An 18,797-nucleotide genomic window follows, 5' to 3' on the forward strand; every position below is an offset into this window, starting at 1 on the left:
CGGCTTGGCGGCAGCTGGTTTGGCCGCTGTGGTTTTAGCCGCAGGTTTGGCAGCGCTGGCTGCTGCGGGTTTCTTCGCGGCTGGTTTTGCAGCGACTTTCACTGGCGCTTTGGCAGGCGATTTGGCCGGTGCTTTTGCAGCAGGTTTGGCGGCCGCTTTTTTCGCAGGTGCCGCTGCAGGTTTAGCCGAACGCAGGGACAACGCCTTGCCGACAGCCTCTTGAACACGACCGACACCCTGGGCCAGTTTCAGGCTTTCCTGGGCATCGCGTTTGAGTTGCAGAATGTAGCTGCGGGTATCGGACTGACGATCCTTCAGCGCATCGAGCAGGTCTTCGAGTTCCTTCACGGCAGCCTTGGCCTTGGTCTGCGCCTTGGCTTTACCGGCTGCTGCTGCGTCCTGCAATTTGGTGCGGGATTTGTGCAGTTTTTCTTGCGCCTTGCCGCGTTGCTTTTCCAGTTTGGCGAGCAGTTTTTCAGCATCAGCCAAGGCTTGGGAGCAAGCGTTTTCCAGATGCTCGAGCAGGCTGCCCGAGAGTTGTTGGAGTAAATGCAACGGAGTGTTTACAGGCTTCTTGGTGGCCGACATGGTTTACCTCCTGGCTGACGTGAGTGCGGCTCATACTAGACCTCTGCTGCTACCGCCGCTAGGGCATGTTGACAGTATCGAAAGCACTCGGTTGCAGGCTTGCGAAAAACTTCTGTGCATTGGCAAAAGCAGTTCACCGTTGCAGACGTTCGCGCTGGCATAATCCACCGCAATTCAGGACGGAGAGTGCCCATGTCGCGCTACCTTTTTTTATCCCTCTGCATGATTTTTTCCGTGGCTCAGGCCGACGAAAAAACCACCGCGAATGACGCTCACGATCTGGCTTACAGCCTTGGTGCCAGCCTCGGCGAACGGCTGCGTCAGGAAGTGCCGCAGCTCCAGATCCAGGCGTTGATCGAAGGCCTGCAACAGGCCTATCAAGGCAAGCCGCTGGCATTGAGCGAAGCACGCATCGAGCAGATCCTCGCCGATCACGAATCGCAGACAGCCGAGCAGGCGGCGATGCCTTCGACTGAAGCGGCGATGGAAAGCGAGCGACGTTTTCTCACCGCCGAAAAAGCCAAACCGGGTGTGAAGGAGTTGGCCGACGGCATCCTGCTGACCGAGCTGGCGCCGGGGAATGGCACGAAGGCCGGTCCGGATGGAAAAGTGCAGGTGCTGTACATCGGTCGATTGCCCGACGGCACCGTGTTCGATCAGAACAGCCAGCCGCAGTGGTTCAATCTCGACAGCGTGATCGCCGGCTGGCGCACCGCGTTGCAGAACATGCCGGTCGGCGCGAAGTGGCGTCTGGTGATTCCATCGGATCAAGCGTACGGCGCCGACGGTGCCGGCGACTTGATCGCGCCGTTCACACCGCTGGTGTTCGAAGTGGAATTGCGCGGCGCGACCAGTTGATCGCCCAATAAAAAACGGTGCGCTGTGGGCGCACCGTTTCTGTGTCTTGCGAAGTCCGATTCAGGCCTGAACCGAATCCTCTTCCTTGTGTGCGGTATGCAGCACTTCGATCAGGCAGTCTTCCAGTTCGAAGCGCTCGTGGAGCAGGCCGCCCAGCTCCTTGAATTTCTCCGCAACGCATCTGCCTTCATCGCAAAGGTCGTTGAACGCGAGCAGTTTTTCGGTGATGACATCGATCCGCGGATAGATCGTCTCGGCCAGTTCCAGGCCGCGCTTGTCGTTGAAGGCCTTGGCCTCGCCCGTCAGCTGTTCGTAGATCTCGAAGTGGCCGGCCGAGACGTAATCGACCAGCACGCCGCAGAATTCCTGCAAGGGCTTTCGATCCTCGGACAGTGCCTGAGGTTTGGCGCCCAGCTTGTCATAGGCAGCGATCAATTCCTCACGCTCCTGCAGCCAGCGGTCGATCAGCAGATGAACTCCACCCCAACGTTCCTGAGCATTCTGACAACTTTCGAGCATGGCGATCTCTCTTCCCTTGTGGGTCATGCTGCTCTACACCCGCGCCCCTTCTTGTGAATATTGCTTTGAGAGGCGGCCAGGCAGAGCGTCATCGAGCAACACAATTCCAATGACACGTGCGGGCCAGATTATGCCCGCACGCCTATGGCTTCAAGGTACGCAGGAGAGAAAGTTCATACAAGTGTTTAATCCCTGACCAGCACCGGGTGCGACGGTTGGCCGCTGAGCGGTTGCTGCAACGCCATCCAGACCTGCCGCAGCAACTGGTAAACGGCCAGGATCGACATCCCCACAAAAAACAGCAGGCTCCACTCCGGAATGCTCAGATCGAACAGCGTCCAGGACAATTCCGCGCAATCGGCCGTATCGTTGAACATCCGCATCAGCGCGCATAACCACGGCAGGCTGCTGAACATTTCTTCCGGACCCGGCGCGCAATGCGCCAACCTTTGCAGGGAATCACCTTGCAGCAGCACTTGCCGCCACGCCGCTGTCGTCCCGCCAAGACTGGTGAGCAACGCCATCATCCAGTAAAGCGACAGACCGACACGTTGCGGCCCATGGATCGCAGCCACACCACAACAAAGGGTGAGGACGCTCATGAACAGACGCTGGACCAGACACAGACTGCAAGGCACCAGACCGACCGCATATTCAAGGTAATAGGAAGCTCCCAGGGCCAGAATCCCCGCAGTAAAAGCCATAAAGAACAGGGAGCGTGAGCAGGCCAACGACATGGCTTATCCGTAACAATAAAGACAGGCAGTTACGGTAGAGGAAAGGGCCTCGGGCTTTCAAGGCAGGTCACTGGCGACACTTCAGCAGAAGTGTAGGGAAATCCCGACAGGCACCGAAGGATTCGGTGTAGCCCTCTGTAGGACGTTGCTCTGGAGGAGATTTAACGGTAACTATTCCGTCATCGGAAAGAAAAGGAGGAGCACGCTCCTCCTTTCTGATCACGCCCGAACGGCTACGGGCAATGGCGAAGCCAAAAGTCGTTCATCCAGCATACCGAGTCCTTCCTGGAACAACAGGTTGCTGCGCTCGGTGTCACCCAGCCGGGCCAGCAGGCGCGCCAATTCGGCGCACGCTTCCGGATTGCGCTGTACTCGCAGGCTGCTTTCCAGATAGTCCCGTGCCTTGCCCCACAGGCTGGCTTGCAGGCACAGGCGCCCCAGCGTCAGCAGCAGGCTGGCATCACCCGGATGATCCTTGAGCCAGCCTTCGGCCGTCTGCAACTGACGCGCCGGATCGCTGCCGCGCACCAGACCGTAAAGGCGCGCCAGATGGCTGTCGTACTTGCGCTTGAGCGCCGTGCGCAGCACTTCTTCCGCTTCGACCTGAGCGCCCAACTGACGCAATTGCTCGGCATAGGCCAATACCAGCGCCGGCTCCTGGCGCTGGGCAGAAGTCAGTTGCTGCCAGGCGCGGTTGAGCGACTGCAAACCGACGGCTCCATCCTCTTCACGCTGGGCCGCCAGGGAAAGGTTTTCCCCCCAGGCACGACGCTCGAGCTCGGACAGTTCGGCCGGTGGCAGAACTTTGTCTTTGCGCAGCTCCGGCAACAGCCGGATCACCGACGACCAGTCACCGCGCTGCTGATGCAGACGCTGCAATTGACGCAAGGTCTGGACATTGTGCGGATGGCGCTCGTGCATCGCCTGCAAGGTGACCAGGGCCCCATCGGTATCACCACGATCGGTCTGCAACTGCGCATGGCTGAGGGCGATCGCCAGCTCGGCCTGCGGCTGACGCTCGAGGGCGCGTTCCAGCAGGCGATCGCTTTCCTCGTAGTTGCCTTGTTCGTTGGCGGCGCGGGCGGCACCCAGGTAATAGAGCAACGGCTGACGCTCGGCTTCGGCGGCCCGGTAAAGGTGACGCTGGGCACTGGCCCAGCGACCTTCGGCCAGATCGAGCTGACCGTGCTCGATCGCCACTTGCACGCGACGGCTGCGGTTGCGACGCGACCAGGGATTGACCACGCCGCCCGAGGTCAGCACCAGTTCGACCAGCGCCTTGATACCCCAGACCAGCAGCCACAGCACCGCCACCACCGCCAGGGTCGCCCACAGGCTCGATTCATAACGAAAGCTTTTGTAGGCGACCAGCACGTATCCGGAATGCTCGGCAATCGCCAGGCCCAGCGCCGCCGTTGCCGCGATCACCAGAAACACGATCACATACAGGCGCTTCATGGTGTCGCCTCCTGCGCGGTGCTGGCGGCTGGTTTGGCGAAGGGTTTCACCGAGTCTTCGGCGTTGACGTTACGGCGCTCCAGATACGCCTGAACCGCACTCAAGGTTCCAGCGAGATCCGGCGTGTTGACGGTAACCGGTTGCTTGCTCAATTCCGCGACCTGCTCGAGCATGATCTTGCTCTGCGGGTTGTCCGGATTGAAGTTGCCCGTGAGGACGTCACGCGCTTCTGCAAGGGCCTGGGTGTACACCGGCGCCTGACCGTTGAGCGCGGCCCATTGTGCCTGTTCGAGCGAAAGGCTCAGGGCCAGACGCACCTGGCTCAGACTCTGGCCAGCAAGCAGCGGCCGAACATTTTTGTCAGCGTTGAAATCGATGCGGATGTAGCGCGAGATCTGATCCCACCACTGCGCCCAGCGACTGGCGCCGTCGCCATCGGAGGTCAGGCCCAGCAGCGAATCGCCGCGATCCTTGTATTCCGGCGCCAGCTCGGTGAGGCCGACGACCTGATCACGCAAGGCGCCCAGGCGCAGGAACAGCCCGGTGCGATCCGGTTGCTCGGTGCTGCGCAGCGCCACCAGGGTTTTCGCCACTTGCTCACGAGCGGCGAACGAGCCGGGATCATTCTGCTCGCGCAGGATTTCATCGGCACCCTGCACCAGCGCCTGGGCGCTGCTGATGTCCTGGAGGGCGGAAAGACGCAGGCTGGCCAGACGCAGCAAGTGCTCGGCCTCGGCCAGACGCCAGTCCTTGCGGCTGGCGCCAAGGACGGTTTCCAGACGTTGATTGAGGCGCTGCTGATCGCCCTGAAGTTGCGACACCAGACGCTGGCGATCGGCAAGTTCATCGGCGCCGGGCAATTGCGCGAGGCGCTCGGTCAGTCGTTGCTCATTGAGCTTCAGGGTCTGGGCCTGATCGTTCAACGCCTGGACCTGGCTCAACTGATTCTGAGTGCTGGTCTGCAGGTGTCGCACCTGCCAGACACCCCAGCCACCCACCGCAACACCGGCGGCGCCGAGCAGCAGCGCGAGAATGGCCAATCCGTTGCCTCGGCGCGGTTCCGCGGCCGGTGGCGGTGCATCAACCGGTGCATCGATCACAGGTTGAACGTCATCTTTAGGCAAGGCTGTTTCGCTCACGTATCCATCCTTTGCATTAGAGAACGGGCACGGGATGCTCCCGTAACGCCGTCAGCAAGGCCGCGGCACTCGCGCCGCGACAATCCACAACTGTTCGGGCCCCGGCGGCACTGGCCTGCTCGGCAACCCTTGGGCTTGGAACAAACAACGGCAACTGCGCAAGTACAGGCCAGCTGTCGCCAGCCAGTTGGCGCAGGTGCTCGAAACCCTGTCCACTGCTGACCACCAGCCCGTTCAGGCGTTCCGCTGCAATCCTGCGGGGCAGCTCCTGCGGCGGATAGTCCGGCAGGTCGCGACGGTACAACTCCAAGTATTCGACACTAGCACCAAGCGCGCGCAGGCGCTCGGCCAGCAGCTCGCGTCCGCCCTCCCCGCGCAGGATCAACACCTGCGAGCCGGGCTCTGCCACCGCCGCCAGCAGACGCGGCAATTGCAGCAAGGCTTCGCTGTCGTCACCCGCGTCGGGGAAGCTCACATCCAGTCCTCGATCCCGAAGGATAGCGGCGGTCGCCGCGCCCACGCTGAACCACGGCATCGTCAGAGTCGCCAGACCCAGAGCGTCGAGCAGATCCACCGCGATCCGCGCCGCCGGTTTGCTGACCACGATCACCGCGCTGTAACGCGGCAGTTGCGTGATCGTGCGGCGCATTGTGTCAGAGACCGGCAGTGGCGCGATTTCCAAAAGCGGCAGACAGCTGCTGAAAATCCCTTGTTCGGCCAGCACGGTGGCGAGCGCCGAACAGTCCTCCGCCGGGCGCGTCAGCAGCAGGCGCCAGGCGGTCACTCGTGACCTGCCTCGCCGTAGACTGCCTTGAGAATATCGTCGGCGCCCTGACTGAGCAGGTCTTCGGCCACCTGCACACCCAGCGTCTCGGCTGCGGCACGCGGTGCACGAGCCTGTGCGCTGAGCAGCTTGCCGCCGCTCGGCTCGCCCACCAGGCCGCGAAGCCACAACTGATCGCCTTCGAGCACGGCGTAGCAGGCGATCGGCACCTGGCAGCCGCCATTCAGATGTTTGTTAAGGGCACGCTCGGCGGTGACACGGTCGGCGGTGTCGGCGTGATGCAGGGGCGCGAGCAAGGCATGAATCTCAGTGTCGGCGCTGCGGCATTCGATACCGACGGCGCCCTGGCCACCGGCCGGCAGGCTATCGTCGACGCTGATGGCCGAGGTGATGCGGTCTTCGAAACCGAGGCGGATCAGACCGGCTGCCGCGAGGATGATCGCGTCGTACTCGCCGGCGTCGAGCTTGGCCAGACGGGTGTTGACGTTACCGCGCAGGAAACGGATCTCGAGATCCGGACGGCGCGTCAGCAACTGTGCCTGGCGACGCAGGCTGGAGGTGCCGACGATGCTGCCGGCTGGCAACGCATCGAGGCTGGAATACGTATTGGAGACAAACGCGTCACGCGGGTCTTCACGCTCGCAGATGCAGAACAGACCGAGGCCTTCGGGGAAATCCATCGGCACGTCTTTCATCGAATGCACGGCGATGTCGGCTTCGTTTTCCAGCAGCGCGGTTTCCAGTTCCTTGACGAACAGGCCCTTGCCGCCGATTTTCGACAGGGGCGAATCAAGCAGCTTGTCGCCGCGACTGACCATGGGCACCAGCGTCACCAGCAGGCCCGGGTGGGCTGCTTCCAGACGGGCTTTGACGTATTCGGCCTGCCAGAGGGCCAGAGCACTTTTGCGGGTGGCGATGCGGATTTCGCGAGAGGACATGGATCAATCCGTACTGAATAGATACGGCGGATAATAACAGCTCAGCCAAATCCACTTTGACCTGAATCAGAAACGGCGTGGCCTCCCTGGCCTGCGATGCCTGGTGAATGAAACGAAGAACCGCCCGGAGCCTGCGGACTAAAGCCCCTGCATCATTTTGCGCACGCCCGCCACATGCCGGCGGCTGACGATCAGCGCATCTCCGTTGAGGCCCTTGAGGAACAACTGGAAGTGGCCCAGCGGTGTGCGCTGCAATCGCTCGATGCGGTCGCGGGCGACCAGCGCGTTGCGGTGGATCCGCACGAAGCGCTCGCCGAATTCGTCTTCCAGCGCCTTGAGCGGTTCATCCAGAAGGACTTCGCCACCTTCGTGGCGCAAGGTCACGTATTTGTGGTCGGCAATGAAGTACACCACCTGATCCAGCGGGATCAATTCGATGCCTTTGCGGGTCCGGGCGCTGATGTGGCTGCGCGGGCCGTTACCGCTTTCGGCGGCAGGACGGGTCAGGGCCGAGAGCTGGGCCCGGTTGGGACGTTCAGCCCGTTTCAGGGCGTCATGCAGATGTTCGGTTCGCACGGGTTTCACCACATAGCCCACGGCGCTGGCCTGCAGGGCTTCCACGGCAAATTCATCGGGACCTGCGCAAAACACCACGGCTGGCGGGGTTTCGCGTTCGCACAGACGGGCAGCCACCTGCAGGCCATCGAGGCCCGGCATGCGGATATCGAGCAGCACGATATCCGGCTTGTGGCTGTCGATCAGCGCCAACGCCTCTTCGCCATTGGTGGCGCTGGGCTCCAGGACTGTGTAGCCCTCGAGCTCGCTCACCATTCGGCTGAGTCGCTCGCGGGCCAGTGGTTCGTCATCAACGATCAGGACATTCATATTGCGCTGGATTCCTGCGTGAGTCTCGCACAAGGATAGCGTAGACAAGTGGAGTGACGTCCGTCACCGCGATCCACGCTAAGACTAGCGCGAGCGCCAAAAAGTGCCGTACGTCGGCCGGCAATATTTGCCGACACCTGCAACGTACCGCCTGACGCCCGTCGCCGACTGCGTTTTACGCAGGGTATGCCAATGGCCAATACACCCACCCCTCTCTCTTCTTATAGTCGGTGGCCGGACCTTTGCGCGATCCGCCGCCACGTCGACCCCTATGTCCTACTGTAGACGCTCGTCGGGCCGATATTGCTCAATCGAAAAATATCCTTGCGCAAATCCCCCGGCGACACCGGCGACTATGGATCAGGTCATGAGAAAAAAACGTATCGACCAGTGTCAGCGACAGGATTGGCAACCCTGTTATTATCCGCGCCAGCGTTTCACGCCTTCTTTCTTCAAGCCGATACGAGCGAATTCATGAGCACTGACAAGACCAATCAGTCCTGGGGCGGCCGCTTCAGTGAACCCGTCGACGCCTTCGTCGCCCGCTTCACCGCCTCCGTCACTTTCGACCAGCGCCTGTATCGCCACGACATCATGGGCTCGATCGCCCACGCCACCATGCTGGCCAAGGTCGGCGTGCTGACGGATGCCGAGCGCGACAGCATCATCGATGGCCTGAAGACCATCCAGGGCGAAATCGAGGCCGGCCAGTTCGACTGGCGCGTCGACCTCGAAGACGTGCACATGAACATCGAAGCACGCCTGACCGACCGCATCGGCGTCACCGGCAAGAAGCTGCACACCGGCCGCAGCCGCAACGACCAGGTCGCCACCGACATCCGCCTGTGGCTGCGTGACGAGATCGACCTGATCCTGAGCGAAATCACCCGCCTGCAAAAAGGCCTGCTGGAGCAGGCCGAGCGTGAAGCCGCCAGCATCATGCCGGGCTTCACCCACCTGCAGACCGCTCAGCCAGTGACCTTCGGGCACCACATGCTGGCCTGGTTCGAAATGCTCAGCCGCGACTACGAGCGCCTGGTCGACTGCCGCAAGCGCACCAACCGCATGCCGCTGGGCAGCGCCGCGCTGGCCGGCACCACTTACCCGATCGACCGCGAATACACCGCGCAACTGCTGGGCTTCGACGCCGTCGGCGGCAACTCGCTGGACAACGTGTCCGACCGCGACTTCGCCATCGAATTCTGCTCGGCCGCCAGCATCGCGATGATGCACCTGTCGCGCTTCTCCGAAGAGCTGGTGCTGTGGACCAGCGCGCAGTTCCAGTTCATCGATCTGCCGGACCGTTTCTGCACCGGCAGCTCGATCATGCCGCAAAAGAAAAACCCCGACGTGCCAGAGCTGGTACGCGGCAAGACCGGCCGAGTGTTCGGTGCGCTGATGGGCCTGCTGACCCTGATGAAAGGCCAGCCGCTGGCCTACAACAAGGACAACCAGGAAGACAAGGAACCGCTGTTCGACGCCGCCGACACCCTGCGCGACTCGTTGCGCGCCTTTGCCGACATGATCCCGGCGATCAAGCCTAAGCACGCGATCATGCGTGAAGCGGCGCTGCGCGGCTTCTCCACTGCCACTGACCTGGCCGACTACCTGGTACGCCGTGGCCTGCCGTTCCGTGATTGCCACGAGATCGTCGGTCATGCCGTGAAGTACGGCGTCGACACCGGCAAGGATCTGGCGGAAATGAGCCTGGAAGAACTGCGCCAGTTCAGCGACCAGATCGAGCAGGACGTGTTTGCCGTGCTGACCCTGGAAGGCTCGGTGAATGCCCGTGACCACATCGGCGGCACTGCGCCGGCGCAGGTCAAGGCTGCCGTGGTTCGTGGTCAGGCGTTGATCGCCAGCCGCTAAAAGCCAAAAACATCGCTGGCAAGCCAGCTCCCACAGGTTCAGTGTCGAACATGCAATTGTGTTTCAACCGAAAACCCTGTGGGAGCGGGCTTGCCCGCGATGACTGATTTCAAAACGCTACAAAATGCTACTTTTTGGCGGCGATCATCGCCAAAAACGCCGGCATCGCCGCATCCTTGTCCGCTGCAATCTTCTGCACATGCGCATTCTGCTCAAGCCGCTCCAGCAGCGCCTTGGCCTTCGGCATCTCCGCCAGCAAATCCAGACCGAACAGCTTGTGCCCCACGGCAACCGCCAGCGGCACGCTGTAGAGGAAATACAAATCCGCAATGCTCAAGCTGTCGCCCGCTACATACGGGGCGAACTTGCCGTGGCGCCCCAGCGCCGCAAAGCCCAGCAGCAATTCAGCCTTGGTTTTCTCCTTGATCGCCTCCGGCAGCGCCGTACCGAAAAACGCTTCGCCGTAACAGGCTCGTGCCGGCAGCTCGATATACAGCTCGATTTCCTTGGCCACTGCCAGCACCTGAGCACGGGCAAACGGCTCGGTCGGCAACAGCGGGACACCCTTTTGACTGCTTTCGAGGTATTCGAGCATCACCATCGTTTCGTTGATGTAACCACCTTCGGCCCCCAGCACCGGCACCTTGCCACGCGGGCTGATGGCCAGAGACTCAGGCGTTGGTGTCGGGTAGAACGTGACCTCCTCGAACGGCAGGCCTTTTTCCAGCAGCGCCAGTTTGACCATGTTGTAGTAGTTGCTGACGGAGAATCCATAGAGCTTGAACATCACATAGCCTCCAGGCCGTGCGGGGTGGGCAGTGCCTGTTTATAGATCGCACCAGGGATTCGCGCCAGCAGCATCACGCTGCTGAATGCGGGTAAACTGGCGCCTTTCCTTGAGGAGCCTGCCATGAGCGAGCCGACTGACATCGACAATGATGAAGAAGAGTTCACCGAATCGACGCTGATCGAAGCGATCGAGAACCAGATCGAAAGCGACAACCCGCCAGCGGCCAAGGCAACCTTCAACAAGCTGACGCTGGTCGGTTACGAGCGTGATGACATCCTGAATCTGATGGCCCACGTGCTGGCCTGTGAAATCGACGCGATGCTCGACGAAGACCGCGCGTTCGATACCGAGTGGTACGAAACCTCGCTGCGCGCACTGCCCGAGTTGCCACCGGAAAAGCAGTAAACGGCCCCTCGCTGTGGGAGCAGACCTGCTCCCACACAATTTGTCACCCATCTTCGCGGCCTTCTGCCGCCCCCTGACTACACTGGAATCCACCCCGGGATAAAAACCCTGACACGCGCACTGGACAGGCCGCGCCGGCAGGTTCACCTTAGGGGCGCTGTCGTCCAATTCCTAGAAAGTCTGGAGTCCTTATGTCGCTTACCCCTGAGTTGGTTGCCGAACTGGAAGTCCTCGCACTCTTCAACCTGGACAGTTCCCAGGAAGGTCTGAAAATTCATCAGACCGCTGCCCCGAAGCACATTGCCGCCGCACAACGCCTGTTCGAAAAAGAACTGACAGACCAGCCTGATGGCGGTTACCTGACCAGCCTCGGTCGCGATGCCGCACAGAACGTGCAAACCGTACTGACGATTCTCAAAGAGCAGCAAACCGCCTGATCCTCCCGACTTTGCCCACGGAAACCCCTGCCACGGGATTTCCGCGGGCCAGCCATGAACGTCGCCCATCGCCGCGCGATAGAAATCTGACGTCAAAAAACAAATTCAGCTTAAAACTCCTGTCGCTCAGGCGCTAAACTCCCGGACACCCGAGACCATTTGCCTCCGAGCCCTGCGCGCCGGTTTGAGCCGACATGACCCGCACCCATGAAATCCGCCCCGACCTGGACGAAGGCATCGACCGCAAGGTACTCAGCCAGCTACGTGCACGTTTTCTCAAACTCAATGAAGGCCGCCTGAACCGGGCGCTGGAAGGTCTTTCGACGCGCCAGCAAAGTGTGCTGACGCTGCTGCCGCTGTTTTTCCACGTCAATCATCCGCTGTTGCCGGGTTATGTCTCGGGCAGTACGCCGGCCGGGCTGTCGAATTACGAACCGGAAGCCGATGCGCTTGCCGAAGCCCAGCGCCTGACCCGCTCGTTCTCCTACAAGCCGCGTCACGGCAGCAACCCGCCACGGCCGATTCATGGGCTGTTCCTGATGGGCAGCCTCGGCACGCTGGCCCAGGCCGACCAGAGCGACATGGACGTGTGGGTCTGCCACGCCCCCGACCTGAGCGACAGCGAGCTGGCCGAACTGCGCAAGAAATGCCAGTTGCTCGAAACCTGGGCCGCCAGCCAGGGAGCCGAGGCGCACTTTTTCCTGATCGACCCGGTGCGTTTCATCAAAGGCGAACGCGACACTCAACTCAGCTCCGAAGATTGCGGCACCACCCAGCACTATCTGCTGCTGGACGAGTTCTACCGCACCGCGATCTGGCTCGCCGGGCGCACGCCGATCTGGTGGCTGGTGCCGGTCTACGAAGAACGTGCCTACGACGCGTACACCCACACGCTGATTTCCAAACGTTTCATCCGCAATGATGAAACCCTCGACCTGGGGCCGATGGCGCACATTCCGCCGGGCGAGTTCGTCGGCGCCGGGCTGTGGCAACTGTTCAAAGGCATCGAGTCACCTTACAAATCGGTGCTCAAGCTGCTGCTGACCGAGGTTTACGCCAGCGAACATCCGCAGGTGCAATGTCTGAGCCTGCGCTTCAAGCAGGCGGTGTTCGCCAACCGGCTGGATCTCGACGAGCTGGACCCGTACATGGTGGTCTACCGGCGGATCGAGGAATACCTCACTGCGCGCAACGAGCCGGAGCGCCTGGAGCTGGTACGCCGCGCGCTGTACCTCAAGGTCAACCGCAAGCTCACCGGCAACACCCGCACCCAGAGCTGGCAGCGTTCACTGCTGGAAAGACTGGCCAGCGAATGGCACTGGGATCAGCGGCAACTGGCGCTGCTCGACAGCCGCAGCCAGTGGAAAGTCCGCCAGGTCAGCGCCGAGCGCCGGGCGCTGGTCAACGAGCTGAATTACAGCTACCGCTTCCTGACCCAGTTCGCCCGCACCGAACAGACGGTCAGCCTGATCAACAAGCGCGACCTCAACGTTCTCGGCCGGCGCCTGTACGCAGCGTTCGAACGCAAGGCCGACAAGGTCGAGTTCATCAATCCCGGCATCGCCCCGGACCTGGCCGAAGACACCCTGACCCTGGTGCAATCGCCGAACAAAAAGGAACCGGGACAAACCCAGTGGGGCCTGTACAACGGCAGCCTGACGGCGCTGGAGTGGGAACACTTCGCGCCGATCAAGCGCAGCCGCGAGTTGCTCGAACTGCTGACCTGGTGCCACCGCAACGGCGTGATCGACAGCAGCACCCGACTGGCCCTGCACCCCGGCACCAGCGATTTGAGCGAGTTCGAGCTGTTCAACCTGCTCGGCAGCCTGCAACAAAGCATCGCCCTGCCCTTGTCGACCGTCGCCGAAGAACCGCTGCTGCGCGCCGCCGTGCCGAGCGAAGTGCTGATGCTGGTGAATGTCGGAGTCGATCCGCTCAAGCATCACCGCGACCTGAACATCCTGATGACCACCGAGCGCACGGACTCCCTGAGCTACGCCGGCGTGCGGGAAAACCTGGTGCTGACCCTGGATCAGGTCACGCTCAACAGCTGGAACGAAGTGCTGGTCAACCGCTTCGATGGCCCGCATGCCCTGATGGACTGCCTGCGCGATTACCTCAACAACCTGCCGCGCGGGCCGCAACAGCCCTCGCTGCGAGTGCGCTGTTTCTGTCACAACCGCGCGCAATTCATCGCCCGCCGGGTGGAAGAAATTGTCGACACCGCGCAGACGCTGTTGCTCAGCGACCTGAATCACCGCTACCTGATTCAGGTGCAACAGCATTACCACGTGCTGGAACTGGTGCCGGGCCAGGTCAGCCATGTGCCCCTCGCCACCCTGCCGGCGCTGCTCGATTACCTGGGCGAGGAACAGCCGCGCTACAGCCCGCTGCACCTGGACCCGATGGCGCTGGAAGACCACGACCTGGCGTTGATCCTGCCGATGGGCCAGCCCGAATGCATTCAGGTGTTCTACCGGATCACCGAACAAACCGCCGAGCTGTACGTACTCGACGAGTTCAATGCGCTGTGGCAACAGCACTTGCCCTATCACGACGAGCAAAGCCTGTTGGTGCCGCTGCAGCGGTTCCTGCAATCGATCCAGTTCCGCCGCGAAGCGCTGCTGCCGATGGATGCGGGCCATGCCGCCAGCCTTGAAATCTTGTATTACCAGTTATTGCCATCAGGGCCGGGACGCGCACGACGGGTCGAAATGCGCCCGGCGCCGCAGACGCCGGTCAACAAACCGTTCTACGACGTGCAGGCGATCGTCGGCAAAGCCGCACCCGGCGAAGTGCAGGTCACGCTGTATTGCAATCAACGGGAATTCAGCGAGCTGGAACATGGCGACCAGCTGTTCAGCGTGGTCGCCCGGGAGATCGTCGGGCAGCGCCGGGAAAGCGAGCGCTACCGCTGCTACATCACCGACCTGGACCTGTCGGGTGTGATCGGTGACGGGCAGAGTTCGAGCAATCTGTATCTGCGTTACAAGGCCGACCTGGAACGCTCTCTGAACGACGCGCTCGAGCAGGTCTGAGGCGGGTTACTCCGGGAAATCACCGCCGTTGGCCGGCTGCGATTCGACTTCGAGCAAAGTCAGTTTCAGGGTCTTGCCACCCGGAGCCGGCCAGTCGATGTGCTGACCGACTTTCAGGCCCAGCAGCGCACTGCCGACCGGGGCCAGGATCGAGACTTTGCCTTCGTCGGCGTTGGCGTGCTTCGGGTAGACCAGGGTCAGGTGGTAGTCCTTGCCACTGCTCTCTTCGCGGCAGTGCACGCGGGAATTCATCGTCACGACATCGGCAGGCACTTCATCGTGACCGACCAGGGTATCGGCGCGGTCCAGTTCGGTTTGCAGCGCGATCACGCCCGGCAGCGTGTCATCCAGGCTGTCGATCAGGCGCTCCAGACGTTGCACGTCCAGACGGGTAAGGGTGATGGAAGGTGCGGTCATGATCCGGGCAGACTCCTTTCTTCTGCACACAAAAAAAGCAAAACCCCGCCAAAAAAGACGGGGTTTTCACCAGGCCTCGATGGGTTGAGGCGTTTCCGGACACTATCACAGCTCAAAAAATATACAAGCTACGCTCCGGCGAGCTGCCGGCGCTGAGCCGCCTGCGCGCAAATCACCCGGCGGCGCTCGTCATCGGCCGAACGCCACTCGCGGATGTCTTCGACATGGCGCATGCAGCCGAGGCAGACCTTCTGTTCATCCAGCCGGCACACGCCGGTGCACGGCGAAGGGACGGCCGGGCTGACGTTGCTGTAGAGCGGCTTCGGCGGACGGACGGGCGCAGTATCAGTCACGAAATCACAGGCCTTCGAAATCGAATTCGGTGCCGGCCTGCTGCTTGACGATGCGCTCGAGCATTTCGCCCAGCTGTTCTTCGCTCTTGTCGCACATCCAGCGTTCGCTTTCTTCGTCGTAGTCGAAGTGGAAACCGCCGGACACCGCGGCCAGCCACAGCTGACGCAACGGTTCCTGACGACTGAAGATCAGCTGGGTGCCGTTCTCGAACTTGACGGTCAGCACACCGGCCGAGTTCTCCATGTCGATGTCCAGGTCGCTGTCGTCGAAGATGTCTTCCAGTTTTTCCTGGGTTTCATCGACCAGATCGTGGAAACGGGCTTCGGACAAACTCATTGCGGCAACCTCAAAAAATGTCTGATCAGGCTCAAGCGCCGCAAGATACGGACGCTGCCAGCCGATTGCAAAGGATAACGACCAAGCGCCCTGCCCGGCGACGAAATATCCACCCGCCACGCGGGAAAAGTTTCCGCGCCGCAGCCCGAGCCCCGCCGGACGGGAGTTCCGTCGCATAGGCAAGCTGCCGGGTGGCCGGTATACTCCGGCGCAATTAACGCATTTTCAAGGATTTCGCCATGAAGCGCCTGATCTCTTCCCTTGCTGCGCTCGTCGCGGTTGCCTGCCTTGTTTCGGCTTGTGGTCAAAAAGGCCCGCTGTACCTGCCCGATGAAGATCAGGACCCGGCCGAGCAAGCCCAGTCTTCGCAAAAGCAGCCTGTCTCCAAGGCACACAAGCACGACGTTTACTAAGGGATCGCCATGGACGCTTTTAACTACCGTGGCGGGGAACTGTTCGCGGAAGGTGTGGCGCTGTCCGCCATCGCCGATCGCTTCGGCACACCGACCTACGTCTACTCCCGCGCGCACATCGAGGCCCAGTACCTGGCCTACGCCGATGCGCTGGCCGGCATGCCGCACCTGGTGTGCTTCGCGGTCAAGGCCAATTCCAACCTCGGCGTCCTGAATGTCCTGGCCCGTATCGGTGCCGGTTTCGACATCGTTTCCCGTGGCGAGCTGGAGCGTGTTCTGGCCGCCGGCGGCAGCCCGGACAAGATCGTGTTCTCCGGCGTCGGCAAGACCCGTGACGACATGCGCCGTGCGCTGGAAGTCGGCGTGCATTGCTTCAACGTCGAATCCACCGACGAGCTCGAGCGCCTGCAAGTGGTCGCCGCCGAACTGGGCGTTCGTGCGCCGATCTCGCTGCGCGTGAACCCGGACGTCGATGCCGGCACCCACCCGTACATTTCCACCGGTCTCAAAGAGAACAAGTTCGGCATCGCCATCGCCGACGCCGAAGACGTGTACGTGCGTGCCGCGCACCTGCCGAACCTGGAAGTGGTCGGCGTCGACTGCCACATCGGTTCGCAACTGACCACCCTGCCGCCGTTCCTCGATGCCCTCGATCGCCTGCTGGATCTGGTCGATCGCCTCGGCGATTGCGGCATCCACCTGCGTCACATCGATCTCGGTGGCGGCCTGGGTGTGCGTTATCGCGATGAAGAGCCGCCGTTGGCCGCCGATTACATCAAGGCTGTACGCGAGCGTCTGGTCGGTCGTGATCTGGCGCTGGTGTTCGAACCGGGCCGCTTCATTGTCGCCAACGCCGGTGTGCTGCTGACTCAGGTCGAGTACCTCAAGCACACCGAGCACAAAGACTTCGCTATCGTCGACGCGGCCATGAACGACCTGATCCGCCCGGCGCTGTACCAGGCCTGGATGGACGTGACCCCGGTCAAGCCACGCGATACTGCTGCGCGTACCTACGACATCGTCGGCCCGATCTGCGAAACCGGCGACTTCCTCGCCAAGGAACGCGAACTGGCGCTGGAAGAAGGCGATCTGCTGGCCGTGCATTCGGCCGGTGCCTACGGTTTCGTGATGAGCTCCAACTACAACACCCGCGGCCGTGCCGCTGAAGTGCTGGTGGATGGTGATCAGGCATTTGAAGTGCGTCGCCGCGAAACCGTGGCCGAGCTGTTTGCCGGCGAAAGCCTGCTGCCGGAGTAACCCCATGCTGCTGCGTTTTACCAAGATGCACGGCCTGGGCAACGACTTCATGGTTCTCGACCTGGTCAGCCAGCACGCGCATATTCAGCCCAAGCACGCAAAAATGTGGGGCGACCGGCACACCGGCATCGGTTTCGACCAGTTGCTGATCGTCGAAGCGCCGAGCAATCCGGATGTGGATTTCCGTTACCGGATCTTCAACTCCGACGGTTCCGAAGTGGAGCAGTGCGGCAACGGTGCGCGCTGCTTCGCCCGCTTCGTGCTCGACAAGCGTCTGACCGCCAAACGGCAGATCCGCGTCGAGACCAAGGGCGGCATCATCGAACTGGACGTGCGTAATGACGGCCAGATCGGCGTGAACATGGGCGCCCCGCGCCTGGTGCCGGCGGACATTCCGTTCCAGGCGCCGGAGCAGGCCCTGAGTTATCAGGTCGATGTCGACGGTACGCCGGTCGATCTGGCGGCGGTGTCCATGGGCAACCCCCATGCGGTGCTGCGGGTCAGCGATATCAACACTGCACCGGTGCATGAACTGGGGCCGAAAATCGAACACCATCCGCGCTTTCCGGCGCGGGTCAACGTCGGTTTTCTCCAGGTCATCGACCGCCATCGCGCGCAACTGCGCGTCTGGGAACGCGGCGCCGGGGAAACCCAGGCCTGCGGCACCGGTGCCTGCGCTGCTGCTGTAGCTGCGATCAGTCAGGGGTGGATGGATTCGCCACTGCTGATCGACCTGCCGGGCGGGCGTCTGTCCATTGAGTGGGCAGGCCCCGGCCAACCGGTGTTGATGACCGGCCCGGCAGTGCGCGTATACGAAGGACAAGTGCGTCTTTGAGTGAGCAGAAGCCATGACCGATAAGCCTCAGGTACCCGCCCGACAGTCCGGTGAATCAGCGTCCGAGAGCCTGGAGGCGGCAGCGGTTGCCGCGTACCTGGAGGCTCATCCGGACTTCTTCGTCGAGCATGAAGAACTGCTGCCGTCCCTGCGCATCCCCCATCAGCGCGGCGATACCGTCTCGCTGGTCGAGCGCCAGATGGCCATCCTGCGCGACCGCAACATCGAGATGCGTCATCGTCTCTCGCACTTGATGGACGTCGCCCGGGACAACGATCGCCTGTTCGACAAGACCCGCCGCTTGATCCTCGCCCTGATGGACGCCGCCACTCTGGAAGACGTGGTGATCAGCGTCGAAGACAGCCTGCGTCAGGATTTTCAGGTGCCCTTCGTCAGCCTGATCCTGCTGGGCGACAACCCGGCCCCGGTCGGCCGCTGGGTGACCCACGCCGACGCGCAAACCGCCATCGGCGGATTGCTCACCGAAGGCAAGAGCGTCAGCGGCAGCCTGCGTGAGCATGAGCTGGACTTCCTGTTCGGCGAAGAACAGCGCAAGCAGATCGGCTCCACCGCCGTGGTCGCCGTCAGCCATCAGGGCATCCACGGAATCCTGGCCATCGCCAGCCGTGATCCGCAGCACTACAAGAGCTCGGTCGGCACGCTGTTCCTCAGCTACATCGCCGAAGTCATGGGTCGCGTGCTGCCACGGGTCAACAGCTCCCTGCGCTCGGTACGCTGAG

At 61.9% G+C, this 18,797-nt stretch carries 21 protein-coding genes; 9 read left to right on the plus strand and 12 right to left on the minus strand.

Features of this window, described 5'->3' with window-relative positions:
• On the minus strand, positions 1 to 588 hold a 588-nt coding region (locus EIY71_RS21260; RefSeq protein WP_218568801.1), incomplete at its 3' end, for an AlgP family protein.
• A 192-nt stretch (positions 589 to 780) separates the two neighbouring features.
• On the opposite strand from EIY71_RS21260, the gene EIY71_RS21265 reads away from it, so the two are divergent.
• Entirely contained in the window at positions 781 to 1,446 is a 666-nt protein-coding gene (locus EIY71_RS21265) for an FKBP-type peptidyl-prolyl cis-trans isomerase (protein ID WP_085746772.1), read from the plus strand.
• Between the two features lie 60 nt (positions 1,447 to 1,506).
• Here the strand turns inward: EIY71_RS21265 and rsd are convergent, their stop codons facing one another.
• The 7 genes from rsd to EIY71_RS21300 all read right to left on the minus strand — a co-directional run bounded on the left by rsd (position 1,507) and on the right by EIY71_RS21300 (position 7,906).
• Positions 1,507 to 1,965, minus strand: coding sequence for a sigma D regulator (gene rsd / locus EIY71_RS21270; protein ID WP_102685851.1), 459 nt, complete (start codon positions 1,963 to 1,965; stop codon positions 1,507 to 1,509).
• Between the two features lie 185 nt (positions 1,966 to 2,150).
• The gene (locus tag EIY71_RS21275) at positions 2,151 to 2,702 is read right to left on the minus strand and encodes a disulfide bond formation protein B (RefSeq protein ID WP_085746773.1); all 552 of its coding nucleotides are present in this window, start codon (positions 2,700 to 2,702) and stop codon (positions 2,151 to 2,153) included.
• A 219-nt stretch (positions 2,703 to 2,921) separates the two neighbouring features.
• Positions 2,922 to 4,160, minus strand: coding sequence for a heme biosynthesis protein HemY (locus tag EIY71_RS21280; RefSeq protein WP_102685852.1), 1,239 nt, complete (start codon positions 4,158 to 4,160; stop codon positions 2,922 to 2,924).
• Positions 4,157 to 5,299, minus strand: coding sequence for a uroporphyrinogen-III C-methyltransferase (locus tag EIY71_RS21285; protein WP_102717325.1), 1,143 nt, complete (start codon positions 5,297 to 5,299; stop codon positions 4,157 to 4,159). Before EIY71_RS21285 ends, EIY71_RS21280 begins: the two co-directional genes overlap by 4 nt.
• A 16-nt stretch (positions 5,300 to 5,315) precedes the next feature.
• Positions 5,316 to 6,083, minus strand: coding sequence for a uroporphyrinogen-III synthase (locus EIY71_RS21290; protein ID WP_134023005.1), 768 nt, complete (start codon positions 6,081 to 6,083; stop codon positions 5,316 to 5,318).
• Entirely contained in the window at positions 6,080 to 7,021 is a 942-nt protein-coding gene (gene hemC / locus EIY71_RS21295) for a hydroxymethylbilane synthase (RefSeq protein ID WP_007951874.1), read from the minus strand. The genes EIY71_RS21290 and hemC overlap by 4 nt, the downstream gene beginning before the upstream one ends.
• A gap of 138 nt (positions 7,022 to 7,159) precedes the next feature.
• Positions 7,160 to 7,906, minus strand: a complete 747-nt coding sequence (locus EIY71_RS21300; RefSeq protein WP_007951875.1) for a LytTR family DNA-binding domain-containing protein — start codon at positions 7,904 to 7,906, stop codon at positions 7,160 to 7,162.
• 474 nt (positions 7,907 to 8,380) lie between these two features.
• On the opposite strand from EIY71_RS21300, the gene argH reads away from it, so the two are divergent.
• Complete coding sequence (gene argH / locus EIY71_RS21310; protein WP_011336517.1) at positions 8,381 to 9,775, plus strand: argininosuccinate lyase; 1,395 nt, start codon at positions 8,381 to 8,383, stop codon at positions 9,773 to 9,775.
• A gap of 127 nt (positions 9,776 to 9,902) precedes the next feature.
• On the opposite strand, the gene EIY71_RS21315 is transcribed toward argH, so the two are convergent.
• Positions 9,903 to 10,562, minus strand: a complete 660-nt coding sequence (locus EIY71_RS21315; protein ID WP_085746778.1) for a glutathione S-transferase — start codon at positions 10,560 to 10,562, stop codon at positions 9,903 to 9,905.
• A 123-nt stretch (positions 10,563 to 10,685) separates the two neighbouring features.
• On the opposite strand from EIY71_RS21315, the gene EIY71_RS21320 reads away from it, so the two are divergent.
• The 3 genes from EIY71_RS21320 to EIY71_RS21330 all read left to right on the plus strand — a co-directional run bounded on the left by EIY71_RS21320 (position 10,686) and on the right by EIY71_RS21330 (position 14,445).
• Positions 10,686 to 10,970 (plus strand): hypothetical protein, encoded by a 285-nt coding sequence (locus EIY71_RS21320; protein ID WP_085746779.1) that lies wholly within the window; start codon positions 10,686 to 10,688, stop codon positions 10,968 to 10,970.
• A 191-nt stretch (positions 10,971 to 11,161) separates the two neighbouring features.
• On the plus strand, positions 11,162 to 11,407 hold the full coding sequence (locus EIY71_RS21325) for a TIGR02647 family protein (RefSeq protein ID WP_007951883.1): 246 nt from the start codon (positions 11,162 to 11,164) through the stop codon (positions 11,405 to 11,407).
• Positions 11,408 to 11,601: 194 nt separating this feature from the next.
• The gene (locus EIY71_RS21330) at positions 11,602 to 14,445 is read left to right on the plus strand and encodes a class I adenylate cyclase (RefSeq protein ID WP_085746780.1); all 2,844 of its coding nucleotides are present in this window, start codon (positions 11,602 to 11,604) and stop codon (positions 14,443 to 14,445) included.
• A 6-nt stretch (positions 14,446 to 14,451) separates the two neighbouring features.
• Here the strand turns inward: EIY71_RS21330 and rnk are convergent, their stop codons facing one another.
• The 3 genes from rnk to cyaY form a co-directional block, all read right to left on the minus strand.
• On the minus strand, positions 14,452 to 14,862 hold the full coding sequence (gene rnk / locus EIY71_RS21335) for a nucleoside diphosphate kinase regulator (protein ID WP_007951886.1): 411 nt from the start codon (positions 14,860 to 14,862) through the stop codon (positions 14,452 to 14,454).
• Positions 14,863 to 14,990: 128 nt separating this feature from the next.
• On the minus strand, positions 14,991 to 15,215 hold the full coding sequence (locus EIY71_RS21340; RefSeq protein WP_045121669.1) for a DUF1289 domain-containing protein: 225 nt from the start codon (positions 15,213 to 15,215) through the stop codon (positions 14,991 to 14,993).
• A 4-nt stretch (positions 15,216 to 15,219) separates the two neighbouring features.
• On the minus strand, positions 15,220 to 15,552 hold the full coding sequence (gene cyaY / locus EIY71_RS21345; RefSeq protein WP_007951887.1) for an iron donor protein CyaY: 333 nt from the start codon (positions 15,550 to 15,552) through the stop codon (positions 15,220 to 15,222).
• A gap of 239 nt (positions 15,553 to 15,791) precedes the next feature.
• On the opposite strand from cyaY, the gene EIY71_RS21350 reads away from it, so the two are divergent.
• Genes EIY71_RS21350 through EIY71_RS21365 form a run of 4 tightly spaced genes read left to right on the plus strand, consistent with a single transcriptional unit; the run spans position 15,792 to position 18,796 of the window.
• Entirely contained in the window at positions 15,792 to 15,965 is a 174-nt protein-coding gene (locus EIY71_RS21350; protein ID WP_007951888.1) for a lipoprotein, read from the plus strand.
• A 9-nt stretch (positions 15,966 to 15,974) separates the two neighbouring features.
• Positions 15,975 to 17,222, plus strand: a complete 1,248-nt coding sequence (gene lysA / locus EIY71_RS21355) for a diaminopimelate decarboxylase (protein ID WP_102685858.1) — start codon at positions 15,975 to 15,977, stop codon at positions 17,220 to 17,222.
• A 4-nt stretch (positions 17,223 to 17,226) separates the two neighbouring features.
• A complete protein-coding gene (gene dapF, locus EIY71_RS21360; RefSeq protein WP_011336523.1) occupies positions 17,227 to 18,057 on the plus strand; it encodes a diaminopimelate epimerase in 831 nt (276 codons plus the stop codon).
• 13 nt (positions 18,058 to 18,070) lie between these two features.
• A complete protein-coding gene (locus EIY71_RS21365) occupies positions 18,071 to 18,796 on the plus strand; it encodes a DUF484 family protein (RefSeq protein WP_007951894.1) in 726 nt (241 codons plus the stop codon).
• Position 18,797 lies beyond the last annotated feature (1 nt).

This window comes from Pseudomonas sp. CH235 (assembly GCF_004368175.1).
GTDB classification, from domain to species: Bacteria; Pseudomonadota; Gammaproteobacteria; order Pseudomonadales; family Pseudomonadaceae; genus Aquipseudomonas; species Aquipseudomonas paraglycinae.